The organism is Actinomadura opuntiae, from assembly GCF_030283205.1.
Taxonomy (GTDB): Bacteria; Actinomycetota; Actinomycetes; order Streptosporangiales; family Streptosporangiaceae; genus Spirillospora.
This window is the reverse complement of the sequence record NZ_JASNWF010000028.1, coordinates 41,478-66,790: the sequence shown is the minus strand read 5'-3', so window position 1 is coordinate 66,790 and position 25,313 is coordinate 41,478. Positions and strand designations below refer to the sequence as shown.

At 72.0% G+C, this 25,313-nt stretch carries 26 protein-coding genes and 3 tRNA genes; 4 read left to right on the top strand and 25 right to left on the bottom strand.

The window, feature by feature from the left end; translation table 11 throughout:
* Positions 1-11: 11 nt before the first annotated feature.
* The 8 genes from QP089_RS42160 to QP089_RS42125 all read right to left on the bottom strand — a co-directional run bounded on the left by QP089_RS42160 (position 12) and on the right by QP089_RS42125 (position 6,646).
* Entirely contained in the window at positions 12-869 is an 858-nt protein-coding gene (locus QP089_RS42160; protein WP_285920102.1) for an SCO4651 family lipoprotein, read from the bottom strand.
* 150 nt (positions 870-1,019) lie between these two features.
* A complete protein-coding gene (locus tag QP089_RS42155; protein WP_285920099.1) occupies positions 1,020-1,892 on the bottom strand; it encodes a hypothetical protein in 873 nt (290 codons plus the stop codon).
* Positions 1,893-2,037: 145 nt separating this feature from the next.
* Positions 2,038-3,579 carry a class I adenylate-forming enzyme family protein gene (locus tag QP089_RS42150; protein ID WP_285920097.1) on the bottom strand — a complete coding sequence of 514 codons (1,542 nt, stop codon included), beginning with the start codon at positions 3,577-3,579 and terminating at the stop codon, positions 2,038-2,040.
* 161 nt (positions 3,580-3,740) lie between these two features.
* Positions 3,741-4,457 carry a 50S ribosomal protein L1 gene (gene rplA / locus QP089_RS42145; RefSeq protein ID WP_285920095.1) on the bottom strand — a complete coding sequence of 239 codons (717 nt, stop codon included), beginning with the start codon at positions 4,455-4,457 and terminating at the stop codon, positions 3,741-3,743.
* Between the two features lie 61 nt (positions 4,458-4,518).
* Positions 4,519-4,947 carry a 50S ribosomal protein L11 gene (gene rplK, locus QP089_RS42140; protein ID WP_208243449.1) on the bottom strand — a complete coding sequence of 143 codons (429 nt, stop codon included), beginning with the start codon at positions 4,945-4,947 and terminating at the stop codon, positions 4,519-4,521.
* Between the two features lie 218 nt (positions 4,948-5,165).
* Positions 5,166-6,086 carry a transcription termination/antitermination protein NusG gene (nusG, locus tag QP089_RS42135; protein WP_285920092.1) on the bottom strand — a complete coding sequence of 307 codons (921 nt, stop codon included), beginning with the start codon at positions 6,084-6,086 and terminating at the stop codon, positions 5,166-5,168.
* A gap of 116 nt (positions 6,087-6,202) precedes the next feature.
* Positions 6,203-6,451 (bottom strand): preprotein translocase subunit SecE, encoded by a 249-nt coding sequence (gene secE, locus QP089_RS42130; protein ID WP_285920090.1) that lies wholly within the window; start codon positions 6,449-6,451, stop codon positions 6,203-6,205.
* A 122-nt stretch (positions 6,452-6,573) separates the two neighbouring features.
* Positions 6,574-6,646: transfer RNA gene (locus QP089_RS42125), tRNA-Trp, on the bottom strand.
* A 255-nt stretch (positions 6,647-6,901) separates the two neighbouring features.
* Here QP089_RS42125 and QP089_RS42120 point away from each other — a divergent pair.
* Complete coding sequence (locus QP089_RS42120; RefSeq protein WP_285920088.1) at positions 6,902-8,113, top strand: pyridoxal phosphate-dependent aminotransferase; 1,212 nt, start codon at positions 6,902-6,904, stop codon at positions 8,111-8,113.
* A 321-nt stretch (positions 8,114-8,434) separates the two neighbouring features.
* Here QP089_RS42120 and QP089_RS42115 read toward each other — a convergent pair whose 3' ends face one another.
* The 3 genes from QP089_RS42115 to QP089_RS42105 form a co-directional block, all read right to left on the bottom strand.
* Complete coding sequence (locus QP089_RS42115; protein ID WP_285920087.1) at positions 8,435-9,190, bottom strand: hypothetical protein; 756 nt, start codon at positions 9,188-9,190, stop codon at positions 8,435-8,437.
* Between the two features lie 3 nt (positions 9,191-9,193).
* Positions 9,194-9,703: a SigE family RNA polymerase sigma factor gene (locus QP089_RS42110; protein WP_285920085.1), complete on the bottom strand. Its 510-nt coding sequence runs from the start codon at positions 9,701-9,703 to the stop codon at positions 9,194-9,196.
* Between the two features lie 78 nt (positions 9,704-9,781).
* Positions 9,782-10,756, bottom strand: a complete 975-nt coding sequence (locus tag QP089_RS42105) for a hypothetical protein (protein WP_285920083.1) — start codon at positions 10,754-10,756, stop codon at positions 9,782-9,784.
* 211 nt (positions 10,757-10,967) lie between these two features.
* Between QP089_RS42105 and QP089_RS42100 the strand changes: the two genes are divergently transcribed.
* Positions 10,968-12,092: an adenosine deaminase gene (locus QP089_RS42100; protein WP_285920081.1), complete on the top strand. Its 1,125-nt coding sequence runs from the start codon at positions 10,968-10,970 to the stop codon at positions 12,090-12,092.
* Positions 12,093-12,170: 78 nt separating this feature from the next.
* Here the strand turns inward: QP089_RS42100 and QP089_RS42095 are convergent, their stop codons facing one another.
* The 10 genes from QP089_RS42095 to QP089_RS42050 form a co-directional block, all read right to left on the bottom strand.
* Positions 12,171-13,592, bottom strand: coding sequence for a DHA2 family efflux MFS transporter permease subunit (locus tag QP089_RS42095; protein WP_285920079.1), 1,422 nt, complete (start codon positions 13,590-13,592; stop codon positions 12,171-12,173).
* A gap of 72 nt (positions 13,593-13,664) precedes the next feature.
* Complete coding sequence (locus QP089_RS42090) at positions 13,665-14,261, bottom strand: TetR/AcrR family transcriptional regulator (protein WP_285920077.1); 597 nt, start codon at positions 14,259-14,261, stop codon at positions 13,665-13,667.
* Positions 14,262-14,302: 41 nt separating this feature from the next.
* On the bottom strand, positions 14,303-14,887 hold the full coding sequence (locus QP089_RS42085) for a TMEM165/GDT1 family protein (RefSeq protein ID WP_285920075.1): 585 nt from the start codon (positions 14,885-14,887) through the stop codon (positions 14,303-14,305).
* Positions 14,888-15,122: 235 nt separating this feature from the next.
* A complete protein-coding gene (locus QP089_RS42080) occupies positions 15,123-16,190 on the bottom strand; it encodes a UDP-N-acetylmuramate dehydrogenase (RefSeq protein ID WP_285920073.1) in 1,068 nt (355 codons plus the stop codon).
* A gap of 75 nt (positions 16,191-16,265) precedes the next feature.
* Positions 16,266-16,691 (bottom strand): MaoC family dehydratase, encoded by a 426-nt coding sequence (locus QP089_RS42075; protein ID WP_285920071.1) that lies wholly within the window; start codon positions 16,689-16,691, stop codon positions 16,266-16,268.
* The gene (locus tag QP089_RS42070; RefSeq protein WP_285920069.1) at positions 16,691-17,128 is read right to left on the bottom strand and encodes a MaoC family dehydratase N-terminal domain-containing protein; all 438 of its coding nucleotides are present in this window, start codon (positions 17,126-17,128) and stop codon (positions 16,691-16,693) included. Before QP089_RS42070 ends, QP089_RS42075 begins: the two co-directional genes overlap by 1 nt.
* Before the next feature lie 334 nt (positions 17,129-17,462).
* Complete coding sequence (rpmG, locus tag QP089_RS42065; RefSeq protein ID WP_026404241.1) at positions 17,463-17,627, bottom strand: 50S ribosomal protein L33; 165 nt, start codon at positions 17,625-17,627, stop codon at positions 17,463-17,465.
* Positions 17,628-17,745: 118 nt separating this feature from the next.
* Positions 17,746-17,819, bottom strand: a tRNA-Met gene (locus QP089_RS42060).
* A gap of 323 nt (positions 17,820-18,142) precedes the next feature.
* Positions 18,143-18,218, bottom strand: a tRNA-Thr gene (locus tag QP089_RS42055).
* Between the two features lie 92 nt (positions 18,219-18,310).
* Positions 18,311-19,438, bottom strand: a complete 1,128-nt coding sequence (locus QP089_RS42050) for an acyl-CoA dehydrogenase family protein (RefSeq protein WP_285920055.1) — start codon at positions 19,436-19,438, stop codon at positions 18,311-18,313.
* Between the two features lie 69 nt (positions 19,439-19,507).
* On the opposite strand from QP089_RS42050, the gene QP089_RS42045 reads away from it, so the two are divergent.
* Positions 19,508-20,578, top strand: coding sequence for a hypothetical protein (locus QP089_RS42045; protein WP_285920053.1), 1,071 nt, complete (start codon positions 19,508-19,510; stop codon positions 20,576-20,578).
* A 90-nt stretch (positions 20,579-20,668) separates the two neighbouring features.
* Here the strand turns inward: QP089_RS42045 and QP089_RS42040 are convergent, their stop codons facing one another.
* Positions 20,669-21,391: a protein phosphatase 2C domain-containing protein gene (locus tag QP089_RS42040; protein WP_285920051.1), complete on the bottom strand. Its 723-nt coding sequence runs from the start codon at positions 21,389-21,391 to the stop codon at positions 20,669-20,671.
* A 163-nt stretch (positions 21,392-21,554) separates the two neighbouring features.
* Here QP089_RS42040 and QP089_RS42035 point away from each other — a divergent pair, with 163 nt between their 5' ends.
* A complete protein-coding gene (locus tag QP089_RS42035) occupies positions 21,555-22,208 on the top strand; it encodes a maleylpyruvate isomerase N-terminal domain-containing protein (protein ID WP_285920049.1) in 654 nt (217 codons plus the stop codon).
* 1 nt (position 22,209) lies between these two features.
* On the opposite strand, the gene QP089_RS42030 is transcribed toward QP089_RS42035, so the two are convergent.
* The 3 genes from QP089_RS42030 to QP089_RS42020 form a co-directional block, all read right to left on the bottom strand.
* Positions 22,210-23,910 (bottom strand): TerD family protein, encoded by a 1,701-nt coding sequence (locus QP089_RS42030; protein WP_285920048.1) that lies wholly within the window; start codon positions 23,908-23,910, stop codon positions 22,210-22,212.
* Between the two features lie 577 nt (positions 23,911-24,487).
* Positions 24,488-24,835 carry a hypothetical protein gene (locus QP089_RS42025; protein WP_285920046.1) on the bottom strand — a complete coding sequence of 116 codons (348 nt, stop codon included), beginning with the start codon at positions 24,833-24,835 and terminating at the stop codon, positions 24,488-24,490.
* The gene (locus tag QP089_RS42020) at positions 24,832-25,230 is read right to left on the bottom strand and encodes an ATP-binding protein (protein ID WP_285920044.1); all 399 of its coding nucleotides are present in this window, start codon (positions 25,228-25,230) and stop codon (positions 24,832-24,834) included. The genes QP089_RS42025 and QP089_RS42020 overlap by 4 nt, the downstream gene beginning before the upstream one ends.
* Between the last annotated feature and the right edge of the window lie 83 nt (positions 25,231-25,313).

Below are 25,313 nucleotides of genomic sequence, written 5' to 3'. Positions count from 1 at the left end.
CCCGGTGTGCGCTAGTTGCCACCGAGCAGCGAGCCGAGCGACATGGCGCCGACCTGATCCGACGGCGGCGGGTTCACGCCGAACGACTTGCCGTAGTCGCTGTAGAGGACGGTCACCGAGCCGCCGTCGCCCTGCGTGCCGGACGACTTGGACACGAGCTTGCGCGGCAGGTTGTTCCCGTCCGTCCACAGGTCGAAGTTGATCTTCCCGTCGCGGTCCTTCGGCAGCCATCCGTCGGCCTTCTGGCGGGTCTGCGCGTCCAGCCGGTTCAGCGCGTCCTGGACGGTGACCGTGCCGGCGTAGTGCACGGTCTTGACGCCGTCGACCGTCTCGCTGCCGACGCGGTGGACGTCCTTTGAGCCGGTGAACATCTTCGTCTGCTCGGCCGGGTTCACCTTCTCGACCTGGTTGACCAGGCCCTGCACGTCGAACCCGGTGCGCTGCGACACCTGGTTCACGTCGATCTTCACCCACGGCTTGCCGCCGCTGACGAACTGGGCGAGCTGCGGGACCTTCGCGTACAGCGTGTTCCCGGTGAAGATCGCCTGCCCCTTGGCGGCCGGCACGGCCTGCCCGTTGTGGCTGACCTGGTCCAGCTGCGCGCTGAACTTCAGCGTCGGCTTGAGCCGGAACTGGCCCGTCGCGTGGATCTTCCCGGAGTCCGAGCCCGTGCCGGTGACCGTCAGGTCGGCCTTGAAGGTGTCGGACTCCGCCGTCTTCTGCGACGATTTCAGCAGCGCCTCGTTGGCGCTGAGCTTCATGTCGTTCCCGTCCGCGTTGGCGCCCGACCCGTCCCCGTTGCACCCGGACAGGAGGAGCGCGGCACCCACGGCGGTGCCTCCGGCGGCCACTACCAGTCGTCGGTTCATGAGGATTCGGCCTCCCTTGTCGCCCTGCTGGTGGTTCCCAGTCTGTCGGCGCGGTAACAGCCCTACATCCCCCGGTGGTACGAACGGGTCCCCGTCCGGTACGACCTCCGGCGTACCTCCGCCGTGGCCGGACGGTCGCCGGGAACCGGTTCAGCGATAGGAGCCGAAGGTCATCGAGCCGTCGAAGTCGCCGGACGGCGCCTTCGCGACCAGGCCGATCGTCGCCGGGCGGTCCTTCGCGCCCGACCACAGGTCGAGCGAGACGCCGGCGTCGGCCGGGATCACCGCGCGGACGTCGGTCGCCGCGTCCTTCGGCAGCAGCGCGTACACGTTGCCCATCAGGGCCTGCGCCAGGTAGTGGCTGCGGCCGTTCGCGTCCGGGCCGGTCACGACGCCGCTGGGCACGCCGCGGATGACGTAGGTGAACTGCCGGGGGTCCGATCCGGTCCGGAGCTTGGCCAGCTGTGCCGCGCTGAGCCTGGACTTCGTCCACTTCTCGCCGTCGAAGCCGGACAGCGTGCTCCCGCTGACGACCACCTTCTGCGTGATCTTGGAGAGCGTGCCGTCCTTCATCGTCTGCGTGACGCCGACCGCCTTCATCGCGAACGTCGGCCAGAGCCTGATCTGCGCGGTCTCGGACGCCTGCTTGTAGTCGCCGCCCGTCCCGATCGTCACCTTCACGTCCGTCTTGCGGACGAACGACCGCAGCTCGGGGCCCGGCTTCGGCGACGGGTTCGCGGCGGGGCCGCCCGATCCGGCCGGCCGCGCGCCCGGCATGCCCGCGCCCGCATCCGCTCCGGTGCCCGCGCCGGGGGCGGCGGAGGCCGACGGCGTCACGGCGCCCGACGTGGCGCTGTTCGGGTTGGCGGGGTCGGCCTGGGCCATCTGCGCGCTCGGCGGCAGCGCCCCGGAGTCCGACGACGACATGACGCCCGTCTTCACCGCCATCACGATCGCGGTGGGCACGACGGCCACGGCCGTGACGGCGGAGACGGCGATGATCCGGTCGGTTCGGCGCTTCACAGGGACGATTCAACACCAAGCACACCAACCGCAACAAAACAATCCGTCCAATAGATCTGTCCTGATCCGGACCGGCGGCGCGGTATCCCGCAGGTCAGCGGCGCAACCGTGGCGCGAGCGTCCCGGCTCGCGCGCGGCCGGATCGTCAGCGCTCGGCCAGACGGTCCCGCAGGACGGACTTGCGGATCTTGCCGGTGCCGGTGCGCGGCAGGGCGTCGACGTACTCGATGCGGCGCGGCGTCTTGAACCCGGCGAGCCGCGCCCGGCACGCGCCGATCAGCTCCTCGTCCGCAGGCGGCGCGCCATCGGCCACGATCACCGCGCACACCGACTGGCCCCAGCGCGGATCCGGCAGCCCGACCACCGCGACCTCACCGACGCCCGGGACCGTGCGCAGGACGTCCTCGACCTCGCGGGACGAGACGTTCTCGCCCCCGGTGACGATCACGTCCTTGAGCCGGTCGACCACGTAGAGGTATCCGTCGTCGTCGACGCGGCCGACGTCGCCGGTACGGAACCAGCCCCCGGTGAACGCCTCGGCGGTCGCCTCCGGGTCGTCCCAGTACCCGGGCGTCACCTGCGCGCCCCGGACGACGACCTCGCCCAGCTCCCCCGGCGCGACGGACGCCCCGTCCTCGCCGATCACCCGGATCTCGACGCCCTCGGCGGGACGTCCCGCCGACGCCGCCAGCCCGGGCCTCGACTCCATGGCCGCGCGGTGATCCGCCGGGGAGAGGAACGTCGCGTTGCCGGACAGCTCGGTCATGCCGAAGCCCTGGTTCAGATCGCAGCCGAGCACGTCATGGACGCGGCGCAGCAGCGGTACCGGCATCGGCGCCGACCCGTACGCGATCACCCGCAGGCTGCCGCGCAGCACGTCCCGCGCCGCCGGATCGTCCGCCAGGTGCGCGAGCAGATCCTCCAGCATGGTCGGCGCCAGCGACAGGCTCGTGATGCCGTGCCGGCGCGTCGCCTCCACCAGGTCCGCCGGACGGAACCGGCGCAGGACCACGGCATGCCGCCGGAACAGGTGGTGCAGCATCACCTGGTAGCCCGCCACATGGCAGAGCGGGAACGGCGTGCAGAACACATCGCCCGGCCGGACCGGCCGGCCGGACGCCGACACCCGCAGGCCCGCCAGCAGGCTCCCGTGGGTGAGCCGCACCCCCTTCGGACGGCCCGTCGTGCCGCTGGTGAACATCAGCCACGCGACCTCGTCCGGGCCCCCGCCGGGTGGCGCCGCTCGCTCCCGGACGGGCTCGTCCCAGGGCAGCTCGGTGATGGGGACGAGCGGCGGGCCGTCGGAGCCCATGTCCCCTTCATCGGCCAGCCGATCCAGCAGATCCGCCTCGCCGAGGACGAGCGCGGCGCCGCTGCGCGCGATCTGGTCCGCCCACTCGCGCGGATGGAGCCGCTGGTTGAGCGGCACGAGGACCCTGCCACCCCGCGGAACCCCGTAGTAGGCGGCCACGTACTCCGGGCGGTTGTGCGCCAGCAACGCCACCCGCGCCCCGGGCGGGCAGCGGCCGTCGAGGTGGGCGCTGAGCGCGTCCGTCCGTGCGCGCAGCTCGCGGAACGTCCACGTCGTGCCGTCCACCGACAGCGCCGGCGCGACGGGAGCGTCCTCCGCCGCGGCGTCGAGCACGTCGTACAGCCGCTGGAACTCCCCGCGCGGCGATCCGCCCATCCCGCCCCTCCCCAAGATCAGGCGACGAATCTACCGGCGGGGCCGCCGCCCGGACCGTCCGGTGCCGCTCAACGGAACGCACGCGAGAACGCGGCAGGGCGCCTCCGAACGGAGACGCCCTGCCGTTGTGCCCGTATTGCGCGGGCTCGGAAAACCTGTGATCAGGCCTCGTCGAGCTCCGCGGTGAGGTTGCGGACCGCGTTCGGGTCCACCGGGATGCTCGGGCCCATCGACGTGGTCAGGACCGCCTTCTTCACGTACCGGCCCTTGGCCGCCGACGGCTTGAGCCGCTGGATCTCCTCGACGGCCGCCGCGTAGTTCTCCACCAGCTGGCGCTCGCCGAACGAGGACTTGCCGATGATGAAGTGCAGGTTCGCGTGCCGGTCCACCCGGAACTCGATCTTGCCGCCCTTGATGTCGGTGACGGCCTTGGCCACGTCCATCGTCACCGTGCCGGTCTTCGGGTTCGGCATCAGGCCGCGCGGGCCGAGCACCCGGCCGAGCCGGCCGACCTTGCCCATCTGGTCCGGCGTCGCCACGACCGCGTCGAACTCCAGGAAGCCGCCCTGGATCCGCTCGATCATGTCGTCGGAGCCCACCAGGTCGGCGCCGGCCTCGCGGGCCTCCTCCGCCTTGGCGCCGCCCGCGAACACCAGCACGCGGGCGGTCTTGCCGGTGCCGTGCGGCAGGTTGACGGTGCCGCGCACCATCTGGTCGGCCTTGCGCGGGTCGACGCCGAGCCGCAGCGCGACCTCGACGGTCGCGTCGAACTTGGTGACGCTGGTCTCCTTGGCCAGCTTGACGGCCTCGACCGGGCTGTACAGCCGGTCCCGGTCGATCTTGTCGGCCGCCGAGCGGTAGCCCTTGCTGCGCTTCATGCTCGTTCCTCCATGGAACTCGTGGTGCGGGCCGCGCCCGGCCCTTCCACTGGGTGGGGTGTTACTTGACCTCGATGCCCATCGACCGCGCGGTGCCCGCGACGATCTTCTCCGCGGCCGCCAGGTCCTTGGCGTTCAGGTCGGGCATCTTGGTCGTGGCGATCTCGCGGATCTGGTCCGCGGTGACCGAGCCGACCTTGGTCTTGTGCGGCTCGCCGCTGCCCTTCTCCACGCCCGCGGCCTTCAGGATGAGCTGCGCGGCCGGCGGGGTCTTGGTGACGAAGGTGAACGACCGGTCCTCGTAGATGGTGATCTCTACGGGGATGACGTTGCCGCGCTGGGACTCCGTCGCAGCGTTGTACTGCTTGCAGAAGTCCATGATGTTGACGCCGTGCGGGCCGAGCGCGGTGCCCACCGGCGGCGCCGGCGTCGCGGCACCCGCGTTGAGCTGCACCTTGACGAGCGCGGCGATCTTCTTCTTCGGAGGCATGCGAACCCCTGTGTCCCGTTTGATGTGGACCCCGACTCCCGCCCGGCGGGCAACACGGCGGCGGGACTCGTCCGCCGTGTAGGGATCACCTGAAAATCATGGCCCCGCTCGCGCGGGGGTCTTCGCCGCCGGAGCCCGGGACGGGCGTTCCAGGCGGCCGCGCCCCGCCGGCGCGGGAGCGACCCGTCCAGGATACGCGCTGATCAGCAGCGCCCCGGTCAGATCTTGGAGACCTGGTTGAAGGACAGCTCGACCGGGGTCTCGCGGCCGAAGATCGACACCAGCACCTTGAGCTTCTGCTGCTCGGCGTTGATCTCGTTGACGGTCGCGGGGAGGGTGGCGAACGGGCCGTCCATGACGGTGACCGACTCGCCGACCTCGAAGTCGACGGTGGCGGCGACCTTGGCCTGCTCCTTGGCCTTGGCGACGCCCTCCTCCGGCTCGGGCGCCAGCAGGTTGGCGACCTCGTCCAGGCTCAGCGGGGACGGCTTGTTCAGCAGCCCGACGAACCCGGTCACGCCCGGCGTGTTGCGGACCGCGGCCCACGACTCGTCGGTCAGCTCCATCCGGACGAGGATGTAGCCCGGCAGGACCTTCTCGTTGACCTTCTGCCGCTTGCCGCCCTTGATCTCGGTCACCTCGTGCTGGGGGACCTCGATCTGGAAGATGTAGTCCTCCATGTTGAGGGTCTGGGTGCGGGTCTCGATGTTGGTCTTGACCCGGTTCTCGTACCCCGCGTAGGAGTGCACGACGTACCAGTCGCCCGGCTGGAGGCGCAGCTGCATCTTGAAGTCGGCGTACGGGTCGGCGGGCGGCTCGGCCGGCGCCTCCTCGTCGTCGTCGGCGTCCTCGGCGTCAGTGTCCGCGGTCTCGCCGTCCGCGTCCTCCTCGCCGGCGGGCACGGCGTCCGCGGCGTCCTGGCCCTCGACGGCCTCGGCGAGGTCGCCGGCGTCCGCGGCGGCGTCGGGCGCGACGCCCTCGCCCTCGAGCTTCTCGTCCGCGGGCGCGGCCTCGCCGGCGGCGACGGCGGCCTCGGCCGCGTCCTCGGCGGGCTCGGCCGCCTGGCCGGCCGCAGCAGCCGCGGCGGACTGGGCCTCGTCAACGGCCTCGTCGTAGGGCGGCTGTGAGGGCTCGGACACGGTGACTCTCTCTCCGGACGGTCTGCGGTGATGGACTTACGGTGGGTGGCCTTGCGGTGGCGCGGCCCGGGCGGTGACGCGGCGCGGCGGTGGGCCGCGCGGCGGGAGAAGCGGGCTCAGCCGAAGATCTCGTAGATCCCCTTCTGCAGGCCGTAGTCGAAGCCGGACACGATCGCGACCATGACCAGCACGAACACCAGGGACACGGTCGTGTAGGTGACGAGTTCCCGGCGGGTCGGCCAGATGACCTTGCGCAGCTCGGCGATGACCTGGCGCACGAACAGCGCCGGGGTGGTCCGCCTGGGGGCGGGCTTCCCCTTGCCCTCGTCCTTGGCCGCGGCCTCGCCGCGCGTCTCAGTCGCCATTGCCGCCGTTCACCTCATAGGTCGTGTTCCAACCACCCTGTGGTTGTCGCGCGGACCCGCGTCGCGGAACGCCACGGCGGGCGCCGTGGCGCGGCCGGCACCGGTGCGCGCACCGCACCTCGCAGGGCAGGAGGGACTCGAACCCCCAACCGCCGGTTTTGGAGACCGGAGCTCTACCAATTGAGCCACTGCCCTTCATTCTCCGGCTAAGGAGAACGCCCGGCCGCGGGACCGGGTCGGTGCCGTGCCCCAGCTTACGACCTCTTGAGCCCATCCGCGTGCGGACAGGGTCGTATGCCGGTGACGCGTCACTAGGCAGGTGAGTCTACGTCCCCGAGGGCCCCGCGTCGAACCGGATCCCCGAACCCGTGCGGGGCCGCCGCGGAAGGCCGTCCGACCGGCCCTGATATATCGCTCGGGTCATGGCCTCGCTTCTGTAACGATAGGGATATGAGCATCGACCGTCCTCGCATCTCCAAGCGCATCGCCGCGATATCCGAGTCCGCAACGCTGGCCGTGGACGCCAAGGCAAAGGCCCTGAAGGCGGCGGGCCGCCCGGTCATCGGCTTCGGCGCGGGCGAGCCCGACTTCCCGACGCCGGACTACATCGTCGAGGCGGCGGTGACCGCCTGCCGGGTGCCGCGCTTCCACAAGTACACGCCGGCGGGCGGGCTTCCCGAGCTGCGCGCCGCCATCGCCGAGAAGACCGAGCGGGACTCCGGCTACAGGGTGGACGCGTCGCAGGTCCTGGTGACCAACGGCGGCAAGCAGGCGGTGTACGAGGCGTTCGCGGCGCTGCTCGACCCGGGCGACGAGGTGCTCGTCCCGACCCCGTACTGGACGACCTACCCCGAGTCGATCAAGCTGGCGGGCGGCGTGCCCGTGGACGTGGTCGCCGACGAGACCACCGGCTACAAGGTGAGCGTCGAGCAGTTGGAGGCGGCCCGCACCGACCGGACGAAGGTGCTGCTGTTCGTGTCCCCCTCCAACCCGACGGGCGCCGTCTACTCCCGCGACGAGATCGAGGCGATCGGCCGCTGGGCCGACGGGCACGGCCTCTGGGTGATCACGGACGAGATCTACGAGCACCTGGTGTACGGGGACGCCGAGTTCCACTCGATGCCCGTCGTGGTGCCGGAACTGGCCGACCGCACGCTGGTGCTCAACGGCGTGGCGAAGACGTACGCGATGACCGGCTGGCGGGTGGGCTGGCTGGTCGGCCCGGCGGACGTGGTGAAGGCCGCCGCGAACATGCAGTCGCACGCGACGTCGAACGTGGCGAACGTCTCGCAGGCCGCCGCGCTGTCCGCGGTGACCGGCGACCTGTCGGCGGTCGCGGAGATGCGCAAGGCGTTCGACCGGCGCCGCCAGACGATCGTGAGGATGCTGAACGAGATCCCCGGCGTCGTGTGCCCGGAGCCGGAGGGCGCGTTCTACGCCTACCCGTCGGTGAAGGCGCTGCTGGGCAAGGAGATCCGCGGCAAGCGCTCGGAGACGTCGGTGGAGCTGGCGTCGCTGATCCTGGAGGAGGCGGAGGTCGCGCTGGTGCCCGGCGAGGCGTTCGGCACCCCCGGCTACTTCCGCCTCTCCTACGCGCTGGGCGACGACGACCTGGTCGAAGGCGTCTCCCGCGTAGCCAAGCTCCTCAACGAGGCGAGCTGACCCACCACAGGCAGAAGACCGGCCCCGGACACGAAAGCGTCCGGGGCCGTTCTATCTCTGGACGAACCTCAGCCCGCGCCCCCGGCCACGCGCCGACCGGAACCGTCGCGATCGCGAGCGAAGCCGGATTCGAGCGAAGCGAGAATCCGATCGCGCAGCGAGGCCCCCAGGGCCGAGTCGAAGCGATGCAGCGATCGCACGCAGCGCCCGCCGAAGGGAGGGCGTCCAACGCCCGACCGCCAAGGGCGATGCAATAAAACCGGTGGAAACGTCCTGGCGGCCCCTCTCCGCCATTCGAGGACGTTTCCACCGGAGCGTGGTTCAGGGGCGGACGCCTTCGGCTATGCGCATGAGCTGGTCCTTGGCGGTGCCGCCGGCCGTGACGGTGACGCCGGTGCCGGGCTTGGCGATCCAGGAGATCTGGCGCGCGGAGCCGGGGCGGTCGGCGGTGAGCGCAGGCATGCCGCGGACGGTGGTGCGGCCGGGCACGCCGCCGACCGGGGCGAGGTCGGTCAGGCCGACGCCGCTGCCCTTGACGAGGGCGACCTGCACCCAGCCGGTCGTCCCGCGCCATTTGCAGGTGGTGGTGCGGCGCTTGGCGTCGCCGGTGACCGCGCACGGGCCGGTGGTGGTGAGGCCGCCCGGCAGGTACGTCACCCAGTGCGGGAGTTTCACGGTGACGCCGGGCGCGCCGGGCCGTACGTCTCCTCCTCCACCGGATCCACCGGACGGCGCGGGCGCGGACGGCTTGGACGAGGTTCCCGCCTCGGGCCTCCCCTCTGGCGACGGGGACGCGGGGAGGCCCGGGGCGGGCCGCCGTTCCGGCTGCTCGAGGGTCGACGGCCCGCCCGTGGGGCGGGCGGTCGAGGAGTCCCCGGCAGGTGTGGCCCGGAACGACTGGTAGGTGGGCACCAGGGCGAGCGCGGCGACGGCCGCGGCGCAGGCGCCGACGGTGGCGCGGACGCGGTTCGTCCGCCGCCGGTGGCGGCGCCTGACGTCGGCCACGAGCGAGGACGGCGCGGTCGTGCCGGCCACCCGCTCGGCCATGGCCTTCCGCAGTTCGCTCTCCAGATCCATCGTTCAGCTCCCCAGTGGCGCCAGGTTCGCGCCGAGTCGCTCCCGGAGCCTGGCGAGCCCCCGGGATGCCTGGCTCTTGACCGTGCCGACCGAGCAGCCGAGCACCTGCGCGGTCTCCGCCTCCGAGAGGTCCTCCCAGAAGCGCAGCACGAGCACCGCGCGCTGCCGCGCGCCGAGTCTGCGCAGTTCGTCCATGAGCGTCCCCCTCAGCTCGACGGCGTGGGTCCCCGAGAGCGTGGGCGTCTCGGGCGGTCTGGCCATGTGGATCTCCCGCAGCACCTTCCACCGCCGGGACCGGCTGATCACCAGGTTGACCAGGATCCGGCGGACGTAGGGCTCGGGATCGGTGTCGGCGTCCAGCCGTCCCCAGTGCCGGTACGCCTTTTCCAGCGCGGTCTGCAGGATGTCCTCGGCGTCCTGCCGGGCACCGCACATCAGCGAGGCGGTGCGCAGCAGGGCATCGCCGCGTTCCGCCACGAACTCAACGAACGACTCGTCGTCTCGACGCCCCACTGTGCTCCATCCGGGTGGAGGGGTTCCCGCGTGCTGGGGCGGACGGCCCCGCGCCGTGACCGTCCGCCCGGGTCCTTCCTACTGGTGCGCCTGCCGCAGCGCGGTGGCGACGTCCTTCGGCCCGCCGGCGAGGACGGGGCTGCCGTTGACGAACAGCGAGTAGCCGCTCGGGTCGAACACCAGGACTCCGCCGCCGTGCGGCCCCTGGTAGGCGGCGAAGCCGTCGACGGTGAGCGGGGTGCCGCCCTCGGGCAGCTGCAGGGCCTGCCGGAGCTGATTCTGCGTCATCCCGGCGGGGGTCTTCAGCCGTTCGACGGTGAGCCACTGCCCGGCCTTGCCGGTCCACTTCTGGGTGACGGCGCAGATGTCGAGCTTCGCCAGCTCGGCGCCGCCGGGGGTGGTGGCGGTGTACTTCAGGCCCTTGGCCAGCATGACGGTCTTCTCGACGGGTCCGCCGACCTTCACGGCGGGGACGAGCTTGCGGCAGTCGAGGGCGGGCAGGGCGGGCTGCGCCGGCTTGGCCGGGACGCGGGCGGACGGCTTGGCGGCCGGGGCGCCGCCCTTGGGCAGGGGCTTGGCGGACGGCGCGCAGGCGGGCAGGTTCGCCGGGGCGGACGGCAGCGTGGACGGCTTCGCGCCGGGGGCGACGACGCCGGGCACGCCGGGGTTCGGGACCTGGACGTCGGGCTTGGCGGCCTCGGCCTTCTTCCCGGCGGTCTCGGCCTCCTTGCGGAGCTTCTCCGTCCCGGGCAGCTTCGCGGTCGTCGGCAGGCCGCTGGTGGGCAGGTCGCCCGGCTTGGGCAGCTCGCCGGTCTTCGGCAGCCCGCCGTTCTTGGCGGCCTTGCCGGTCTTCGGCAGCGCGGACGCGGGCAGGCACGTCGGCGCGGACTTCGGCGCGGCGTCGACGACCCGGTGCGCGCCGGGGAGCTTCGCGGCGTCGGCCCGCAGCCCCGCGTCCTGGTGGGAGCCGGTCATGGCCCACGTGGCGCCGCCGCCCACGGCCACCGTGCCGATGGCGCCCGCCGCGATCAGTGCGGCCTTCAGCGTGATCATGGTGTGTCCCTCTCTGCCCGTCGCTCTGCTTCAGCCTCTTGCGCCCCTCGTATACGCGCGGCCACGGAGTGAGGTTGCACGCGGTTCCCAAGTTTTTTCAGTGATGTCCACGGGCGGGGATGGCCGCGGGGGGCCATGCGGGGTAGTCCGGTGTGATGATCCTGGTGGGGCGGGGGGTTCGGGCGGGGCGATGATCCGGCAACATTGGTCCATGGAGGCCCGTACCGTGTCACCCCGCCCGGCCCAGGACCGTTCCACGCGCCCCGCCGAGGAACGGGGCCCGGAGCCGCACCGCACCGAGGCCGCCGCCGCGCGGCCCGCCTCGGCCCGTCCGGACGTGGCGCTGCTCCCCAAGGCGCATCTGCATCTGCACTTCACCGGTTCGATGCGGCATTCGACGCTGGTGGAGCTGGCCGCCGAGCACGGCGTCCATCTGCCGGACGCCCTGGTGGAGGACTGGCCGCCGAAGCTGCACGCGACCGACGAGCGCGGCTGGTTCCGGTTCCAGCGGCTGTACGACATCGCCCGCTCCGTCCTGAGGACGCCCGACGACCTGCGGCGGCTGCTGCGGGAGACGGCGGAGGACGAGGCGGCGGAGGGCTCGGGCTGGCTGGAGATCCAGGTGGATCCGAGCGGGTACGCGGCGCGGTTCGGCGGGCTGACGCCGACCGTCGAGCTGGTGCTGGACGCGGCGCGGGAGGCGTCGAAGGCGACCGGGGTCGGGATCGGCGTGGTGGTCGCGGCGAACCGGACGCGGCATCCACTGGACGCCAAGACACTCGCCCGGCTGGCCGTCCGGTACGCCGGCGAGGGGGTGGTGGGGTTCGGGCTGTCCAACGACGAGCGGCGGGGCCGCGCCTACGACTTCGAGGGGGCGTTCCGGATCGCCAAGCGGGGCGGGCTGCTGTCGGATCCGCACGGCGGCGAGCTGCTCGGCCCGGCGAGCGTCCGGGAGTGCCTGGAGACGCTGGACGCCGACCGGATCGGGCACGGCGTGCGGGCGGTGGAGGATCCGCGGCTGCTGGAGCGGATCGTGGACCGGGGCGTGACGCTGGAGGTGTGCCCGGCGTCGAACGTGAGCCTGGGGGTCGCGGCGACGGCGGAGGAGGTCCCGGTGCGGCGGCTGTTCGAGGCGGGCGCGTCGATCGCGCTGGGCGCCGACGACCCGCTGCTGTTCGGGTCGCGGCTGGCCCGCCAGTACGACCTCGTCCGCGACGTCCATGGCTTCTCCGACGCCGACCTGGCCGAACTCGCGCGGCAGTCGGTGCGGGCGTCCGCCGCGCCCGACGACGTCCGCCGCGGCCTCCTCGACGGCATCGACGCCTGGCTGAACTGAGCGCCCCCGACGTCGAGTTGCGGCGAGTCGTCGTTATGGACGGTTCCATAACGACGACTCGCCGCAAGTGAACGTGGTTCAGGCGGGGGTCTCGGCGGTCTCGGGCGTCTCGGGGGTCTTGGTGACCACCTGCTCGGCGTGGGTGGGGAGTGCGGGGATGAGGAGGGCGGTGACGGTTCCGGCGGCGAGGGCGGCGACGGCGAGCCAGAGGGCGGGCTGGAGGCCGTCGGTGAACGCCTGCGGGGTGGTGAAGTCGCCCTGGGCGGCGAAGACCGCGCCGAGGACCGCGATGCCGAGGACGGTGCCGAGCTGGCGCAGCGAGTTGCTGACGCCGGACGCGACGCCGGAAAGTTCGGGTGGGGCGAAGCCGAGGACGGCGCGGGCGATGGGCGGGAAGAACAGCCCCATCCCGATGCCGGCCAGGACGAACGCGGGGACCATCTCGCCGTAGGCGGCGGTCGGCGACAGGACGGCGGCGAGCCAGGCGAGGCCGGCGGTCTGGAACGCCAGCGCGAGGGCCAGCACGTTGCGGACGCCGAGGCGGGCGATGAGCGGCGCGGTCAGCGGGGCGACGAGCAGCGGCATCCCGGTCCACGGCAGGGAGCGGACGCCGGCGTCGAGCGGGCTCATGTGCTGGACGCCCTGCATGAACTGGATGAGCAGGAACGTCGCGCCGAACATGGCGAACGACATGATCAGCGAGAGCCCGTTGACGACGCTGAACCCGCGGCTGCGGAACATCCGCATCGGCAGGACCGGCTCGGCGGTGCGCAGTTCGCGGGCGACGAAGGCGGCCACCAGCACGGCGCCGGGGATCAGGGAGCCGAGGACCTGCGCGCTCGTCCAGCCGTGCTCGTTGGCGCGGACCAGGCCGAGGACGATGCCGAGGACGCCGCCGGCGACCAGGACGGTGCCGGCGAGGTCGAGGCGCTTGGCGGCGCCGCGGCTCTCGGTGAGGAACCCGGGCGCGAGGGCGAGCAGCACGGCGCCGACGGGGACGTTGATCCAGAAGATCCACTGCCAGGTGGCCGCCTGGGTGACGGCGCCGCCGAGGACGGGGCCGAGCGCGACGCCGAGGCCGCTCATCATGCTCCAGGCGGCGAGCGCGACGCCGCGCCGGGCCGGCGGGACGGCGGCGGCGAGCAGGGTGAGGGTGAGCGGCATGACGATCGCGCCGCCGGCGCCCTGGACGGCCCGCGCGGCGATGAGCGTGCCGATGTTCGGGGCGAGCGCGGCGGCGGCGGACGCGGCGGTGAAGACGGCGAGGCCGCCGATGAACAGCCGGCGTCGTCCCCACCGGTCGGCGATGGCGGCGGGCAGCAGCAGGACGGCGAAGGTGAGCGTGTAGGCGTTGACCGTCCATTCGAGGCCTTCGAGGCCGGTGCCGAGGTCGGTGCGGATGTCGGGGAGGGCGTTGGTGACGATGAGGTTGTCGAGCGCCACCATGAACAGCGCGATGCCGGTGACGATGAAGGTGCGGAGGGGGTGCGGCCTGTTCATTAGTTATCACTCACTAACTTCAGTGGGCAAGAAAAAAGGGAGGGGGACGGCGGTCGCCGGTGCCGCCCCCGCCTACGGCTCCTCCTCCGGGACGGCGGCGGTCGCGTCGAGACCGGCTCCCCGCAGGCTCTCCGCCCAGTCGCGCAGCGAGTCGGGGAGCAGCTCGCCGGGGACGTACGGGACCTTGAACGCGGTGAGCACGTTGATCAGCATCCCGACCGACATGAACCGGGTGACCTCCGCCGGCGCCGTGCCGGACACGTCGGCGACGAGCCGCCACAGCCGCGCCCAGCGGGCGTGGCCGATCCGGCTGATCTCCTCGTCCTCCACGGCGGCGGCGTAGAGCTGCAACTGGAAGCGCAGGAGGTGCGGGTCCTCCTTGAGGATGCGCCGGTAGGCGTCGGCCATCGCGGCGGTCGCGTCCTTGCCGCGGCGGCCGCCGGCCGCCTCGCGGAGCAGCTCCTCCAGGTCGGCGAAGCAGCGGTCGGCGGCGGCCAGGAACAGGGCGCGCTTGCTGGGGAAGAGCCGGAACATGTACGGCTGCGAGACGCCGACGCGCTCGGCGATGGCCGCGGTGGACGTGCCCTCGTAGCCGCCGCGGGCGAACTCGGCCATCGCGGCCTTGATCGCCATCTCGCGGCGCCGCTCGGCGCTCATCCTCGGGCTCATGGGAGGCAAGTTAGTGGTCAATCACTAACTTCGTCAAGAGGTCAGCCGACGATCCCCTCGGCCAGCAGCAGCACGCCGAAGATCGCGAACCCGGCGGCCGCGCCGTACTTGATGACCCGCTCGGGCAGCCGCTTGCCGAGCAGCTGCCCGACCACGATGGCCAGCGCGTCCGCCGCGACCATGCCGATCGTCGAGCCGAGCCAGATGCCGGTCAGCCCGAGGAAGCCGCCGTGGTCGGCGGCGAGGGTGATCGTCGCCAGCATGGTCTTGTCGCCCAGCTCGGCGAGGAAGAACGCGGTGCCGACGGCCAGGACCGCCGAGCCGCGCGCCTTGCGGGCCCGGTCGCGCTCCTCGTCGTCCAGCTCGTCGCCGCGCAGCGTCCACAGCGCGAAGCCGATGAACGCCACCCCCGCGAGGATCGAGATCGGCCGGGTCGGCAGCGCGGCGCCGAGCACCGCGCCGACCACCACGCTCGCCAGGTGCACCAGCGCGGTCGCGGCCGTGATGCCGATCAGCACGGGCATGGCGCGAAAGCGCGTGGCGAAGGTCATGGCCATGAGCTGGCTCTTGTCGCCGAGTTCCGCGACGAAGATCACGGCCAGGCTGATGATGAATGCGGTGACCACCGGGTCCCTCTCGCTCGGATGCCGGGCGGAGGGCGGGGGGAGCCGTTTCGGGCGCGCACGACCTCGGCCCGGCATGACTGCCGGGCCGAGGGTCTCGTCCGCCTCCTGCGAAGGCCCGCGCGACCGGGCACCGCCTTGCGGCGCCAGCATGTCGATCACGCGATTGGGACTACTCCCCCTCGACGCGTGCAGGCTATCAAGCCCCCTACCAGGGACGTCAAAGCGGCGCCCGGCGCTAGAGCGAGACGCCGACCATGACGGGCTCGTTCACCAGCTCGACGCCGAACGCCTCGCGGACGCCCGCGCGGACCTCGCGGGCCAGCGCCAGCAGGTCGGCGGTGGACGCGCCGCCCGGGTTCGTCAGCGCGAGGGTGTGCTTGGTGGAGATCCGCACCGGGCCGAGCGCGTGCCCCTTGGCGAACCCCGCCTTGTCGATCAGCCATGCGGCGGAGGTCTTGGTGCGCCCGTCCGGCTCGGGGTAGCGGGGGAAGGCCGCGTCCGGGCCGAGCCGCTCGGCGACGCGCAGCTCCAGGCCGGCGAGCTGCTCGGGGGTCAGGATCGGGTTGGTGAAGAACGAGCCGGCGCTGCGCGAGTCGGGGTCGGCGGGGTCCAGGACCATGCCCTTGCCGCGGCGCAGCTCCAGGACGGCGTCGCGCGCCTCCTTCAGCGACACCCGCTCGCCCGGCTGCACGCCGAGGCGCCGCGCCAGCTCCGCGTACGCGATCGGCTGCGACTCCTCGGTCTCGCGCAGCGCGTACGTCACGTCGAGCACGACGTACCGGTCGTCGCCCTTGAACACGCTGTGCCGGTAGGTGAAGCGGCACGCGTCGCGGTCGAAGGTGACGCAGCCGCGCGCCCGACGGTCGTACGCGCGGACCTCGACGATCGTCTGGCTGACGTCCTGCCCGTACGCGCCGACGTTCTGGATCGGGGTGGCGCCGACCCGTCCCGGGATGCCGGACAGGCACTCGACGCCGGCCAGCCCGTCCGAGACGCAGCGCGCGACGAACGGGTCCCAGTCCTCACCGGCCCGCACCCGGAGCAGGACGGTGTCGCCCTCCCCCGCCGTGCGCTCGACGCCGCGCGCCCCGACGTGCACCACGGTCCCGGGGAAGCCGTCGTCCGACACCACGAGGTTGCTGCCGCCGCCGAGCACCAGCACCGGCTCGCCCGCGTCGTCGGCCTTGCGGACCGCCGCGACCAACTCCTCCTCCGACGTCGCCTCGACGAAGCGCCGCGCCGGACCGCCCAGCCGCAACGTGGTGTACCCGGCCAGGTTCACCTCTTCCGCGAACACCGCCACAGCCCTGTCCCCTCCCCGAACGTGCACGTCCGCACCGGCCGGACGCCCGGCCGGTGCGCGGCTCCCGGCGCGCCCTCAGGCGAGCCGGACGACGGCCTTGGCGCGCGTGAGGACCTTCTGGTCGTTCGACCTGGCGGTGAGCGCCACGACGACCTTGTTGTCGTCGAGCTTCTCCTCCACCTTGCCGCTGATCTCCAGGGTCGCGCCGCCCTCGTCGGGCACCACGACCGGCGAGGAGAACCGTACCCCGTAGTCCACCACGGCTCCCGGATCCCCGGCCCAGTCGGTGACGAACCGGCCGCCCTGCGCCATCGTGAACATGCCGTGCGCGATCACGTCCGGCAGCCCGACGGCCTTGGCGAAGCTCTCCCGCCAGTGGATCGGGTTGAAGTCGCCGGACGCGCCCGCGTACATCACCAGGTTCGCGCGGTCGACCGGGTAGGTCTGCGCGGGGATCTCGGTGCCGACCTCGACGTCTGCGTAGTTCACCTTCGCGGTCATCAGGCCCCCCGCTCGACGATCGTGTTGTAGGTCTTGCAGATGAGCTCGCCCTCGACGGTCTTGACGTCCGTCTCGACGACCATCTTCTCGTTGTTGCCGATCGACTTGATCTCGGTGACGGTCGAGGTGCAGGTCACCACGTCGCCGGCGCGCATCGGGCGGGTGTACTCGAAGCGCTGCTCGCCGTGCACGACCATCGCGTAGTTGAGGTTGAGGTCCTTGTCCGCGAGGGCGGCGTTGCCGAGCGACACCACGATCGGGAACGTCGGCGGCGCGATGACGTCGGGGTGGCCCGCCGCCTTCGCGGCCTCGCGGTCGCGGTAGATCGGGTTGCGGTCGCCGATGGCGTCCGCGAACTCGCGGATCTTCACGCGGCTGACCTCGTACGGCTCGCTGGGCGGGAAGCTCCGCCCGATGAAGTCGCGGTTGATGGCCATGCAGTCCGTCCCTCCAGGTCCCGGCGGGGTCGCGCGGCGGCGGCGCGCCCGTCCGAGCACACTTACAACGTCTCGACGGACCGTAACAGAATGACGTTCAGCCCGTCCCCCGCGGGTCTCGCTCGCGGGAAACGGGCTGAACGGTAAGGGCAAGCGCCAAGAAGTCCGTCGCGGTCGCGGCCGCTGAGCGCCGATGACCAGCGGTTCTGCCGTGCTGCTGCCGCGCCCCTGCCGGGCGGCGGAGAACCCTGTGGTTAGCGGGTTTCGCGGTGCGGGCGGTGGGTGCCGGCCCCGTGGTAGCGCAGCGGGGCAGTACTTCCCGTCCGGACCCTCGCTAGCGGGTTTCGCGGTGCGGGCGGTGGGTGCGGCAGTTGGGGCAGTACTTCTTGATCTCGAGGCGGTCCGGGTCGTTGCGCCGGTTCTTCCGCGTGATGTAGTTGCGGTGCTTGCACTCCTGGCAGGCCAGCGTGATCTTCGGCCGTACGTCGGTGGCAGCCACGATGGAGTGCCTTTCTGAGCTAGGAACATGGACTACGCATCCCGGCCGCCCCCGGAGGGTGGCCGGCGATTCGACCCAGCCCGCCTCACCCCCGCGTGGGGGTGAGGGAGATGGGTAGTAGCGAGGGCCGGACTTGAACCGGCGACACAGCGATTATGAGCCGCTTGCTCTGCCTGACTGAGCTACCCCGCCGCGCTGGTCGGTGTGGACCGGATTGCAAGGATACCGGATGCTCACCTGACCCTGGGAACGCGAATTCCCGGACCATGATCGGGGAATGGGCGTTCCGCGGCCCCGCGGGCCGTTCTCCAGGGTACCCGGTGGAGGTGGGTGGTCTGGCGAACGCCCTGCTGGAACCGGTGGGACGGTATCACAGGGCCCGGTTTCGAGCGAATCGGTCCGCGGCGGCCTGTCCCGGCGCGGCGGGAGGTCCCGCCCGCGGGCCCTTTCCCGGCGCCCGGCCCGAGGACGACAAAGGCCGCCGTCCGATCGTTCGGATGGCGGCCGTGGTGCCGTGGAGCCCCTTTACGGAATCGAACCGTAGACCTTCTCCTTACCATGGAGACGCTCTGCCGACTGAGCTAAAGGGGCTTGCGTCGTTCGCGCAGGGAAAACGATACACGGACTCGGGACCGCGCGCGAACTGGATTGCCCCGGCCGCCGCCGGCAGGCGTCTCCGCAGGTCAGCGCAGCAGACTGCGGGCGATGACGAGCTGCTGGATCTGGCTGGTGCCCTCGTAGATGCGGAACAGCCGCACGTCCCGGAAGAACCGTTCGACGGAGACGCCGCGCATGTAGCCCATTCCGCCGAAGACCTGGACGCCGCGGTCGGCGACGCGTCCGACCATCTCGGAGCAGAAGTACTTGGCGCAGGACGGGCCGAGCTTGGTGTCCTCGCCGGCGTCGTAGGCGCGGGCGGCCTCCAGGACCATGGCGCGTCCGGCGTACAGCTCGGCCTGCGAGTCGGCGATGAGGCCCTGGATGAGCTGGTACTCGCCGATGGTGCTGCCGCCCTGGCTGCGGGTCTTGGCGTACTCGACGGTGTCGTCCAGGATGCGCTGGGCGAGGCCGACGCAGAGGGCGGCGATGCTGAGGCGCCCGTGCGCGAGGGACGCCATGGCGGTGCGGAACCCGGTGCCCTCCGGCCCGACCATCGCGCTCGCGGGGACGCGGACGTCGTTGAAGAACACCTCGGCGGTGTGCGCGCCGCGCTGGCCCATCTTCTGGTCGGCGGGGCCGACGCTGAGCCCGGCGGTGCCGCTCTCGACGAGGAAGGTGGAGATGCCGCGGGAGCCGGTGCCGCCCGTCCGGGCGAAGACCATGAAGACGTCGGCCTCGGGGGCGTTGGTGATGAACCGCTTGGCGCCGTTGACGACGTAGTCGTCGCCGTCGCGGACGGCCGAGGTGGACAGCGTGCTCGGGTCGGAGCCGGCCTCGGCCTCGGTGAGCGCGAACGCGCCGACGATCTCGCCGGACGCCAGCCGCGGCAGCCAGGCGGACTTCTGCTCCTCGGTCCCGGAGTGCACCAGGACCTGCCCGGCGATGCCGTTGCTGGTGCCGAACATCGAGCGGAACGCGGGGCTGGTGTAGCCGAGCTCGAAGACGAGCCGGACCTCCTCGCTCAGCGACAGGCCGAGCCCGCCGTACTCCTCGGGCAGCGCGTACCCGAACAGGCCCATGTCCCGGGACGTCCGCCGCAGCGGCTCCGGGATCTCGTCGGTCTCCTCGATCTCCTCCTCGCGCGGGACGACCTCGTCGCGGACGAAGCTGCGGACGGCCTTGAGCACGTCGGCGAAATCCTGTGACTCCATGGGTCCCATTCTAGAATCAGATTCCAAGATGCCCGCGCGGCGCCCCCGGCTGTGCCAGGGTGATCGTTCATGGATACGGCCTTCCAGCAACTCGTCGACGAGATCGTCCGCGCGGCGCTCGTCGAGGACCGGTCCTTCGGCGACCTCCTACCCCGGCTCATGCAGGAGTCGCAGTCGGCTCCCTCCGCCGCGAAGAGCGCGGCGCTGCCCCGGATGGCCGAGGGCATCGCCGAAGCGCCCGTCAACCTCGGCGGATGGCTCGCCGTGGTGTCCGGCGCGTGGATCGAGTCCGGCGCCGACCCCGCCCCGGTCGGCCCCGCCCTCGTGCACCGGCTCACCGAGGCGACCGCGGCGGCCCTGGCGTTCGGCAACGCCTGGGAGGAGGCCACCGGCGGCAAGCCGCCCGACATGCAGGAGGAGCAGCCCTCCCAGCAGGTCTTCGACACCGTCAGCCCGGTGCTCGGCGACGGCACTGTGACGGCGATGATGTCGTGGTTCGCGCTGCCGCAGTTCGCGATGGCGGGCAGCACCGTCCTCCAGATGTCGCCGTCCACCCGCGCGGGCCTGGACGACCGCGACTTCCGGGCGTTCGCCGCCGGGAAGGCCGCCCAGTACCTGCCGCACATGGACCACGTCCAGGCGCTTCTGCGGGTCCTGGACGGCGAGCGCATCCTCGTGCTGGACCGTGCCACCCGGCACGGCTGGACGGTCACCATCGGCGGCATCGGCGACAACTTCCAGCTGCACACCCTGCTCGCCGGCGCTCTCATCGGACGTCCCGGCGGCATGCCCGGCACCCCGCCCGCCCCCGAGATCGTCGCGTGCTTCCTGGACGCCGACGTCCCGCCCGGCCGGCCGATCGTGTCCAGCCCGTGGAACCTCGTGGACGCCCGCGGCGAGTGGATCTACAACGAGGGCGTGCCCGCCGACGTCCCCGCCGTCAACGGGACCCGCGTCGTCGTCCTCGACCCGCCGTCCTACGAGCGCACCTTCCCGGCCGGACGGCGCTTCCCGCTGATGCCCGCGACCCTGCGCGTCGACGGCATGCACCTGCCCGAGGACCTCGCCGGATGGTGGCGGTGCATTCACGACCCCGGCCCCGGGGCCTCGCCTGGCGGCTCGGCCCCTGACCGTGCTTGAGCGAGCGCGACCTCGCTTCGCGAGCTTCCCGGCGGGGCTCGCCTCCGGCTTCACCCGCCGGTCAGGTAGCGCGCTCGCGCGGTGGCCGGTCTAGAACCGCACCAGGACCGCGGTGGCGTCGTCGTACCGCTTGCCTCGCGCGAAGGCCTCCGACTCCTCCGCGGTCCTGGTCCGCCTGACCAGCTCGCGCGGCCCCTCCTCGTCCAGCAGCCGCAGCAGGCCGTCCCAGTCCAGCCGTCCGAACCGCTCGACCAGCCGGGACGCGCCGTCGCTCAGCACCGCCGCGCGCCGCAGCCCGTCGACCGGCACCTCGCCGGTCAGCCCCTCGTACGCCGCCTCCGGCTTGGTGCTCGCCACCCAGAACCCACCGGGGCTGTTGCGCGACTTTCGGACGGCGTCGAGGGTGTAGCTCGGCAGCCGGTCGACCCGGTCGTCGCGGATCACCCGGACCTCCCCCAGGTCCAGGACGATCGGCGAGTCCGCCAGCACGAACCACTCGACCGCCCCGCCGCGCCGGCGCAGCAGCGACACGGTCGCGGACGGGCTGTCGGGGTTCCCCAGGTCGCACGTCCCGGTGTGCGCCTCGCCCGTCACCTTGATCGCCTCGGCGACCAGGTCCGGCAGCGGCTTGCCGTCCTCCAGCGCCATCCGCGCCGCGATCTGCCCGCCGAGCCGCCGCACCAGCCACGCCGGGTCGTGCGCGCAGCCGCTGTCCACCCCCGGCGGCGCCGTCGCCCCGTCCAGCAGCACGACCCACCCCGGGCCCGCCGCGACGAAGTCCTCGTTGGGCCGCCCCGGCGTCGCCTCGCTCACATAACTCACCTGCACGAATGCAGGTCTACCCGGTCAGCTGTCGGATGTCCGAAACGTCCACCAAATCCTCACCCTCCGTCCCGTGAACCTGCCCTGGCCTGGGCGGCGCGCGGGCTCCTCAATGCGGTTGTCCGCGGGGGCCGTTCCGGCCTACCGTGCCGCAGTGGATCACTTCTCGCGCTCATGGGCGGCGCTGCTCGCGGCCGTCGCCGATCTTCCCGACGAGGACTTCGCGCGGCCCTCCGGCTGCGCCGGCTGGCTCGTCCGGGACCTCGTCTGCCACCTGGTCATCGACGCCCAGGACGTCCTGATCACCCTGGTCACGCCCGCCGACACCGAACCGACCGCGGACGCCGCGACCTACTGGAGCCTCGTCGAGCCGCCGACCGGCGACGACCCGCTCGACGCGCTGATCCCCCGGCTGGCCGCCGCGTACGGGGAGCCGCGGCTGCTGAAGTTCCACCTCGACGACGTCGGCTCCGCCGCCGGACGCGCCGCCCGGCTCGCCGACCCCGCCGCCCGCGTCGCCACCCAGGACAAGGTCCTGACCGCCGGCGACTACCTGTCCGCGTACGTGCTCGAATGGACGCTGCACCACCTCGACCTGATCGCGCACCTGCCGTCGGCTCCCGAACCGCCCGCCGAGCCCCTCGCGGCGGCCCGCGCCCTGCTGGAGAGGATCGCCGGGACGCCGTTCCCCGCCACGCTCTCCGACAAGGACGCCCTGCTGGTCGGCACCGGCCGCCGCGCCCCTTCGGACGCGGAGAAGGCCGGGCTGGGCGACCTCGCCGCGAAGCTGCCCTTCGTGATCGGCTGACTCAGGCGTCCACGTCGACCCCGAAGCCGCGCGCCAGGCCGTCGAGGCCGAACTCGTGGCCCTGCCCGACGACCCGCACGCGCCAGCCGTCGCCGCGCCGGTAGATCTCCGCGAGCAGCATCGTCCGCTCGCTGGTCCCGGCGTCGAGGGTCGCCTGGACGAAGGCGCTCTCCGCGTCGTCCGGCCCGACCACGAGCTCGACGGCGCCGAGGTCCCCGAACGTCACCGTCCCGTCGATCGCGGCGGCGACGGTGACCGTCCGGACCGCGCCGGGCAGGCCGTCGAGGTCGACGGTGATCGCCTGCTCGGCCGGGCCGTCGGCCACCAGCCGCACCGACCCGTCCGGCGTCTCGGCGGCGTTGTAGAAGACGAAGTCCTCGTCGCTCGCCACCTGACCGTCCCCGTCCAGCGCGAACGCCACCACGTCGACCTCGCACGAGGGATGCCGCACCCACGACACCTCGACCGTCCACCGCCCGCCTTCCGGCAGGTCGACGGCACCGCCGCGCGGCAGGACCCGCGCGCCCTCGCGCACCGGCTCTCGCTCGGGCGCCTCCAACCAGACCGCCTCGTGCACCGGCAGCTCCAACTCCACGACCCGCTCCATGCGGCGGTCGCCCGTGTCGAGCGCGATCACATCGGTGACGCTCGCCGACAGATTGATCGCCGCCGCGCCGCCCAGCTCTACCACCCGGCCCCGCGCCTTGGACGCCTTCGGGTGGCTTCCGCCGAGCACGAGCACCCGCCGTCCGTCCAACGGCCGCACGGCCTCTTTCTTCGGGGCCGGAGCCCGGGTCACAGGCGCAGATTCACCGTGCGGCATGCCGGGACGCACGCCATCGAGCAACCGCAGAAATGCGCGCTCGTCGATGACGGGAACACCATTTTCCTGCGCCTTGCGGGCCTTGGCCGTCCCGGACCCCGCATCGTTCGTGACGAGAACACTCGTGAACTTGCTCACCGACGTCATGACGTTCAATCCCGCGGCCACAGCCCGCGCGACGAGTTCCTCGCGCGCGACACCGGTCTCACCGGTGATGGCGACCTTCATCCCCTGAACGAGCGGCGCCCCGTCCTCCAGACGCCCCGGACACCGGAACGCACAGCGAACCTTCGGCCCGGACGGCGGCCGGAAAACCCCATCCTGCTTGGGCGGGCACGTCACCAGCGGCAACCGCACCCCCAACCTCGCCGCCTCGTCGAGCGACCCGCGCAGCACCCCGGCGAGCGCCCGGACGTCCTCCCTGGCGTCATGCGCCCTTCCCGTCCGCACGCCGTAGTGCGCGGCCAGGGTGGCGAGCTTCAGATCGGACGTCGCCGGAGCCAGACGCCGGTTCAGCGCGAGCGTGCACAACCTCGACTCGACCGGAAGGCTCTTCCCCGCCCGCCCGAACTCCTGCGCGAGGAATCCATAGTCGAAAGGCGCGTTGTGCGCCACCAGAACCCGCCCTTTGAGCATTTCCGCGACCCGACCGGTGACGTCCCCGAACTTCGGAGCCCCCTTCAACCGATCGACCGTCAGTCCATGAATATGGAAGGGCCCCGGATCGCATCCGGGATCGAGCAGGGTCGAGAACTCCTCCCCCGGCCTCCCGTCCTTCCCGACCGTCGCCACGGCGATCGACAGCACCCTGTGCTGGACGGACCTGAACCCGGACGTCTCCACGTCCACCAACGCCCACTCATGCGGAAACGCGACCATGCGCGAAACGCTAGACACCCGCCACCCACCTCAGAACGCCAATCTCGTCCGGTGCCCACAACCGGTCACAAAAACCGTGGAAAACCCGGCCGACCACACCGAGAAAGCCGCGACTCAGAACGCCCCCACAATCCTCTTCACCACCCACCGCCAACTCGAAGAACCCCTTCTCGGCGACCGGCCGCCCGGTAAGCCGTCCACGAACCGGCAGGACCATCCGACGCCCAGTCCGCCGCGCGAGGTCGGCCGTCCCGCCTCGACCAACCACCCCGGCAGCAGCACCCAGCGCCCCGGCCTCGCCAGATGCAGACATTGAGGAAGGCGAGCGGCCAAGCCGATATCGGTTTCGGCCTCCAGCCGGAACCCGAACCGGTGGCCGGACGACAGGGCGAGCACGGAACTCGTGCCGCGACATCGGGCGTCCGGGAGCACAACGATCCCCCAGCGACCTGCGGCAGTCACCAGGCGGAAGCTCGTTGAGTTGCGGCGAGTCGTCGTTATACGGCGCGCCATAACGACGACTCGCCGCAAGTGAACGCATGCTCACCATGCCGACGCGACGGTCGTCTACCGCCGGTCACCAGGTGGACGGGAACATGCGGTGCTTCAGGACGGCATCGACCCGCGCGGCCGCCACGTCCACGTCCCCGCACGGAGAGAGGAAGCGGTGTCCGCCGAGCCCGGCCACGTAGTAGCCCCACGCATCACCGGTCGTGACCCGAACACCGACCGCCACCCGCACATGCCGGTGCCCGCGCCCGAACGCGAACACCCACAACAGCAGCGGCCGTGCCGGCAACTCCTCGGCGCGGTACAGCTTGACGAACCGGTAGCCCTTCGCGAGGACGGCGACGGCGAGCAGATCGAGATGATGCGTCGCGGTGGCACGACGCCCGGTGCGCCACTCCAGCCCGCATGGCCTCACGGGACGTAGGCCGCCCATACGACCTTCCCTTCCTCGACGAGCGGCCGGACGCCCCAGTCCTGCACGAGCTGCGCCAACATCAGCAGCCCGCGCCCGCTGGTCGCCTCGTAGTTCTCCGGACGGACCTCGGGCGTCCCGGCGCCCTGGTCCCAGACCTCGATCCGCACGAGGCCGTCCCGCACGTCCGGCAGAACGCGGACGACGATGTGCCCGAACCCCACGTGCTTGTAGCTGTTGGTCACCAGTTCGGTAACCACGACGCGGCCGACATAGGTTTCCGCGATCCCCAGCTCCCGGAACCGCTCCACCAGGAAGAGGCGCGCATGCCGAGGCGCCTGGTCGGTCGGCGCGAGCACGAGAGCCGGTGACTCCGGTGTGGATGCTGCTGCTGCCATCGGTGTACGCCCTTCGAGCGCAAACGTCAGCGACCTCGGACGACTCTCACCCGCAAACCGGAAGATCCCGCCCAAAATCACTC